6 protein-coding genes are annotated in these 5757 nt (G+C 73.0%); 1 reads left to right on the top strand and 5 read right to left on the bottom strand.

The genetic code is table 11. The annotated features are described in order from the left end of the window. The 5 genes from ACFV6I_RS36670 to ACFV6I_RS36650 all read right to left on the bottom strand — a co-directional run. On the bottom strand, positions 1-593 hold a 593-nt coding region (locus ACFV6I_RS36670), incomplete at its 3' end, for an electron transfer flavoprotein subunit beta/FixA family protein (protein ID WP_380430326.1). A 244-nt stretch (positions 594-837) separates the two neighbouring features. Beyond that, positions 838-1635: a family 1 encapsulin nanocompartment shell protein gene (locus ACFV6I_RS36665; RefSeq protein ID WP_363371484.1), complete on the bottom strand. Its 798-nt coding sequence runs from the start codon at positions 1633-1635 to the stop codon at positions 838-840. A gap of 28 nt (positions 1636-1663) precedes the next feature. Beyond that, positions 1664-2698 carry a Dyp-type peroxidase gene (locus tag ACFV6I_RS36660; RefSeq protein ID WP_063346953.1) on the bottom strand — a complete coding sequence of 345 codons (1035 nt, stop codon included), beginning with the start codon at positions 2696-2698 and terminating at the stop codon, positions 1664-1666. 309 nt (positions 2699-3007) lie between these two features. Further along, on the bottom strand, positions 3008-3631 hold the full coding sequence (locus ACFV6I_RS36655) for an FMN reductase (RefSeq protein ID WP_380430323.1): 624 nt from the start codon (positions 3629-3631) through the stop codon (positions 3008-3010). Further along, a complete protein-coding gene (locus ACFV6I_RS36650) occupies positions 3628-4755 on the bottom strand; it encodes an LLM class flavin-dependent oxidoreductase (RefSeq protein WP_380430321.1) in 1128 nt (375 codons plus the stop codon). The genes ACFV6I_RS36655 and ACFV6I_RS36650 overlap by 4 nt, the downstream gene beginning before the upstream one ends. A gap of 158 nt (positions 4756-4913) precedes the next feature. On the opposite strand from ACFV6I_RS36650, the gene ACFV6I_RS36645 reads away from it, so the two are divergent. Then, the gene (locus ACFV6I_RS36645; RefSeq protein ID WP_380346349.1) at positions 4914-5675 is read left to right on the top strand and encodes a PP2C family protein-serine/threonine phosphatase; all 762 of its coding nucleotides are present in this window, start codon (positions 4914-4916) and stop codon (positions 5673-5675) included. Positions 5676-5757 lie beyond the last annotated feature (82 nt).

Genomic DNA, 5757 nt, shown 5'->3' with positions numbered 1-5757 from the left:
TTCGCCGCCATGATCCCCTTGAACGACGGGTACCGGGCCTCACCCGACTGGTCCGTCACCGACACCACCGCCGGCAGCGCCGCCTCCACCAGCTCCGTCGCCGCGTCACCGTCACGACGGCCCCGCACCACACCGCCCTCAACCGACACCTCGGACAGCAGCGTCACCTGCGCCACGCCCAGCCGCTCCGCCAGCAGCGCCGGCAGCACACCCATCGAACCGTCCGTCGACGCCATCCCACCGATCACCAGGTCGAACCCGGTCTTCTCCAGCGCCTTCGCCAGCACCGCCGACGTCCCGATCACATCCGAACCGTGGATGTCCTCGTCGTTCACGTGCACGGCCTTGTCCGCACCCATCGACAGCGCCTTGCGCAGCGCGTCCTTCGCATCGTCCGGCCCGACCGTCAGCACCGTCACCTCGGCACCCTCGTTCGCCGCCGCGATCCGCAGCGCCTGCTCCACGCCGTACTCGTCGAGCTCCGACAGAAGGCCGTCCACACCCTCCCGGTCGGTGGTGTGGTCGTCCGCGAACCGACGGTCACCCGTCGCGTCCGGCACGTACTTCACACAGACGACGATCCTCAAGCTCATGAGTGGTTCTCCTGTCACGGTCGCACTGGTCGATGGCCTCACGTCATGCCGAGGGTACTGAGTGCCAATCCCGGCCCGGCCGCGCCCTGCGCGCCGTGAGCGCCACCTGGACCGGCATACCGTGTCGGCGCTCTTCGACTGGTGTCGGAGGCTCCACGAAGAGGATACGGCACTCAGTACCCCTGGTAAAGGAACTCAGTACCCTTCCCGGTGTGCGCTGGGCCTCAGGGCGCCCTCAGCGCCCTCAGGCGGCCAGCACCACGGCGGCCTCCCCCGTGTAGACGCGGAAGGTGAGGGACTCCTGGAGGTAGAGCCGCACGGTGTCGGCGTCGTGGGAGAGGTAGCCGACGGAGACGTCCTGGCCGAGGAAGAGTTCGAAGTCGCCGCCCCGGGTGGAGAGGAGGAGGGCGCCCTCGATGGCGGGGGCCCAGATGATGTCCCCGTCGAGGAGGCGGGCGAGGTGGTTGTGGACGGGGTAGCCGTGGTCGCTGGTCTCGTTGACGGCGGTGAAGGTGTCCGCGCCGAGCAGGAGCGAGTAGGGGCCGCCGACGCCGGCCAGGCGCAGCGCGGTGAGGGCGCGGCTGACGGCCTCGGGGTACTCGCGGACGTCCTCGGGGAGCCGGACCGGCGGGTTGGTGGAGCCGGCCCGGATGCCCTCGATGGCGGCGGCGCGGTAGCCCTCGAAGACGGCGCGGTCCTCGGCGAGGGCGATGGTGCGGGCGGCGTCCTTCACCGGCTGCCAGTCGGAGTCGCGGGAGCCGCGCTCGACGTCGTCGACGGCCTCGCGGCGGACGGTGAAGGGGACGCGCAGCTCGACCACCGGCTGGGCGGCGCGGGCGTGGGCCTGGACGCCGTCGGCGGGCGGTTCGATGCCGGTCAGGTGGCCGGTGCCGACGGCGGCGAGGGTGGAGCCGTCGGGGCCGTTCAGGTCGACCACGCGGCGGCCGGCGATGTGGAGTTTGAAGGTCTGGCGGGCCTCCTCCTCGATCTCCGCCCAGGCTGCGGCGGAGACGGGGGCGAGGTCGCGGTGCAGGTTGTTCATGGTGCGGGTCCTTGTCGGGAGGTCCGGTTCAGGGCGTGCCGCGCAGGCTGCCGATGCCGAGCGAGCCGGTCGCGGGGGGAGCACTCGGCGCGGGCGGAGCGGGCGGCGCCGACCGCACCGGGGGCGCCGACGGCGCGGGCGGCGGGGCGTCGAGGAAGTCGGCGGTCGGGACGAAGAACAGCGAGCCGGTGACGGCCGTGGAGAAGTCGAGCAGCCGGTCGGTGGTGCCGGGCGGGCGGCCCACGAACATGTTGCGCAGCATCTCCTCGGTCACCTCCGGATCGCGTGCGTAGCCGATGAAGTAGGTGCCGAACTCGCCGCCGCGGTCGAACGAGCCGAAGGCCATGTTGTAGCGGACGATCTGCCGCTGCTCGCCGCCAGGCCCGGTCACGGTGCTGAGCGCGACGTGCGAGTCGGCCGGTTTGGCGTCGTCGTCGAACTCGATGTCGGTGAGCTTGGTGCGGCCGACCGCCCGTTCCTGGTCCTCGACGCTCAGCGCGTTCCACGCGTCCAGGTCGTGCAGGTACTTCTGGACGATGACGTAGCTGCCGCCGGTGAAGGCCTGGTCCTCGGCACCGACCACGGCGGCGGTCTCGGCGGCCCGGCCCTCGGGGTTCTCGGTGCCGTCGACGAAGCCGAGCAGGTCCCGGTCGTCGAAGTACTTGAAGCCCTGGACGGAGTCCACCACGGTGGCCGCCCCGGCCAGCCGGCCGGTGAGCTGGCCGGCCAGCTCGAAGCAGAGGTCCATCCGGGCGGCCCGCAGGTGCAGCAGCAGGTCGCCGGGGGTGGCCGGGGCCCGGTGGCGGGTGCCGGCCACCTCCCGGAAGGGGTGCAGGCCGGCCGGCCTGGGGCCGTCGAAGAGGCGGTCCCAGGCGTCCGAGCCGATGCCGGTGACGCAGGTGAGGCCGCCCTCGGGGGCCCGGAAGCCGACCGCGCGGCGCAGCCCGGCGAGGTCGGGCAGCAGGTCGCGGACGGCGTCCTCGCCGCCGGGCTCGACGGTGAGGACCAGGAAGACCGCCGCGCTGGTCAGCGGGGAGAGCACGGCTTGCGGTTCGGCCTGCATGGCGAGGGTTCCTCCACGGTGGCGCGGGAGGCCGGGCGGCGTCCCGCTCATGGCCGGTGGTCAGCGTGCCGCGGCTGCCGCCGACCGGGCGGGCCGACGGCGTGACGGACCAGCGGCGTGACGGACCAGCGGACATCTGATCATGCGTACGATTACACCCCATAGCGGACCATTCGGCGCGGGCGGCACTCCCCCGAACGGCCCTCCCGGACGCGCCGTCCGTCGAGGCCGTTCGGGGGCGCCCGCGGCCGGTGGGCACGCGGAAGGGGCGGACGCGCCGTCACGCGCCCGCCCCTTCCACCCCGGCTGTCAGCCGCGCAGGGCCGCCAGCTGCTCGGCGAACGGCACCACCTGTTCGGGCAGCGCCGGCGCCGCCGGGCCGCGGCCGGCCAGCAGGGCCGCCAGTTCGCCCGCCGCGCGGTCGATCCGGCCCGGGAGGCCGTCGGTGAGCCCGTCCCCCGCCGCGCCCCAGTCGTCGGTGGCCGCGTAGACGGCGGTCGGCACCACCACCGCGCGCAGGTAGCTGAACAGTGGCCGGACGGCGTGCTCCAGGGCGAGCGAGTGCCGGGGCGTGCCGCCGGTGGCGGCGATCAGCACCGGCTTGCCGGTGAGCGCGTCGTGGTCGACCAGGTCGAAGAAGGACTTGAACAGGCCGCTGTAGGAGGCGGTGAAGATCGGCGTCACCGCGATCACCGCGTCCGCCGCGGTGACCGCTTCGATCGCCCCGCGCAGCGCCGCGCCGGGGAAGCCGGTGACGAAGTGGTGGGCGATCTCCGTGGCCAGGTCGCGCAGTTCGACCACCGTGACGTCCACCTGCCGCCCGCCACCGGACAGTTGACGGACCGTCGACTCAAAGAGGCGGTCGGCCAGCAGCCGGGTCGAGGACGGCTTGCTCAGCCCGGCGCTCACCACCACCAGCCGGTACGCGGTCACTTGGCCACCTCCATGGTCTCCCCGCCGACGGACTTCCCACTGAGGGACTCCTCGTTGCGGGCCGCGACCCGCGCGGCGTGCGTCGGCCCGTCCGGCACCGCGGCCGGGCGGTTCCTGGCGAACTCCTCGCGCAGCACCGGCACGACCTCCTCGCCAAGCAGGTCCAGCTGCTCCAGCACGGTCTTCAGCGGCAGGCCGGCGTGGTCCATCAGGAACAGCTGGCGCTGGTAGTCGCCGAAGGACTCGCGGAAGGCCAGCGTCTTCTCGATGACCTCCTGCGGGCTGCCCACGGTCAGCGGGGTCTGCTCGGTGAACTCCTCCAGCGAGGGCCCGTGCCCGTACACCGGCGCGTTGTCGAAGTACGGGCGGAACTCCCGCACCGCGTCCTGCGAGTTGCGCCGCATGAACACCTGCCCGCCGAGGCCGACGTACGCCTGCTCGGGCGTGCCGTGGCCGTAGTGGGCGTAGCGCTCGCGGTAGAGCTCGATCAGCTTCTGGAAGTGCTCCTTGGGCCAGAAGATGTTGTTCGCGAAGAAGCCGTCCCCGTAGTAGGCGGCCTGCTCGGCGATCTCCGGGCTGCGGATCGAGCCGTGCCAGACGAACGGCGCGACGCCGTCCAGCGGGCGCGGGGTGGAGGTGAAGGACTGCAGCGGGGTGCGGAAGCGGCCCTGCCAGTCCACCACCTCCTCGCGCCAGAGCTGGTGCAGCAGCGCGTAGTTCTCGATCGCGAGCGGGATGCCCTGGCGGATGTCCTTGCCGAACCACGGGTAGACCGGGCCGGTGTTGCCGCGGCCCATCATGAGGTCCACCCGGCCGTCGGCGAGGTGCTGGAGCATCGCGAAGTCCTCGGCGATCTTCACCGGGTCGTTGGTGGTGATCAGCGTGGTCGAGGTGGAGAGGATGATGCGGTCGGTCTGCGCGGCGATGTAGCCGAGCATGGTCGTCGGCGAGGACGGGACGAACGGCGGGTTGTGGTGCTCGCCGGTCGCGAAGACGTCGAGGCCGACCTCCTCGGCCTTGCGCGCGATGGCCACCATGGCCTTGATCCGCTCGTGCTCGCTCGGGGTGCGGCCGGTGGTCGGGTCGGGGGTGACGTCGCCGACGGTGAAGATTCCGAACTGCATGCTGCTCACCACACTCCAGGTCGGCCCCTCGCCCGGGCGCTCGGGGCGCACGGGGTTCTCGGGGCGGATCGTTAAACTTTCAACCACCTTAGCACCCGGGTGCGGATCGTTATTCCCGCCCACACTTGAGGGAGGAGCTCCGGAAGGGCGGCGAACCGATGGCGACGTACATCGCGGTGAGCGCGCTGAGCCACGAGGGCCTGGTGCGCCAGCACAACGAGGACAGCCTCACGGTCGGGCCGTGGACACTCTGCGCCACCGTGACCGGCAACCCGCAGACCCTGCTGTTCCCGCTCGGCCCGCCCTGCGTGGTCGCCGTGGCGGACGGCCTGGGCGGCCACCCCGGCGGCGAGGTCGCCAGCGCCCTGGTGGCCCGCCGACTGGCCGCCGACGGCGCCGGACTGGACAGCGAGGAGGCCGTCCGGGAGGAACTCCAGGACTGCAACCGGGCGGTGTACGCGGCCGCCGCCGGCGAACCCGAGCTCGCCGCGATGGGCACCACGGTGGCCGGCCTGGTGCTGCTGCCCGGCCGGGCGGTGGCCTTCAACGTGGGCGACAGCCGGGTCTACCAGGTCGCCCCGGACGGGCTGCACCGGGTGAGCGTGGACGACAGCCCGCCGCTGCCGCCCGGCCGGCGCACCACCTCGGTGGTCACCCAGACCCTGGGCGGCTCGCTCGGGCTGACCTTCGTCGAGCCGCACGTGCGCGCCGCACCGCTGGCCGCCGGCGACCGCTACCTGGTGTGCAGCGACGGCCTGACCGACCCGGTGCCGGAGGAGGAGCTGGCCGAATTGCTCGCCCGGCCGCACGACGGCTCCGACCGCGCCGACGGGAGGGCCGCGTTCGAGCTCTGGAAGGCGGCGATCGCGGCCGGCGGGCCGGACAACATCACCCTGGCGCTGGTCCGGATCGGCGAGTAGCCGCCAGCGGGCACGGACCCGGGGGGCGCGGGGGGGGCGGCGCACAGCGCGCCGGGCGTGCGCGCGCCAGTTGTGGGTGGCG

Source organism: Kitasatospora sp. NPDC059803 (genome assembly GCF_042732255.1).
GTDB lineage: Bacteria > Actinomycetota > Actinomycetes > Streptomycetales > Streptomycetaceae > Kitasatospora.
Note: the sequence above shows the minus strand (reverse complement) of the source record. Positions and strands in the feature narration are given on the sequence as shown.

What these genes read in the sequence shown, in the direction of transcription:
- ACFV6I_RS36660 (WP_063346953.1), bottom strand. Translation starts at nt 2,698, where the DNA reads ATGCAGGCCGAACCGCAAGCCGTGCTCTCCCCGCTGACCAGCGCGGCG.
- ACFV6I_RS36645 (WP_380346349.1), top strand. Translation starts at nt 4,914, where the DNA reads ATGGCGACGTACATCGCGGTGAGCGCGCTGAGCCACGAGGGCCTGGTG.
- ACFV6I_RS36650 (WP_380430321.1), bottom strand. Translation starts at nt 4,755, where the DNA reads ATGCAGTTCGGAATCTTCACCGTCGGCGACGTCACCCCCGACCCGACC.
- ACFV6I_RS36665 (WP_363371484.1), bottom strand. Translation starts at nt 1,635, where the DNA reads ATGAACAACCTGCACCGCGACCTCGCCCCCGTCTCCGCCGCAGCCTGG.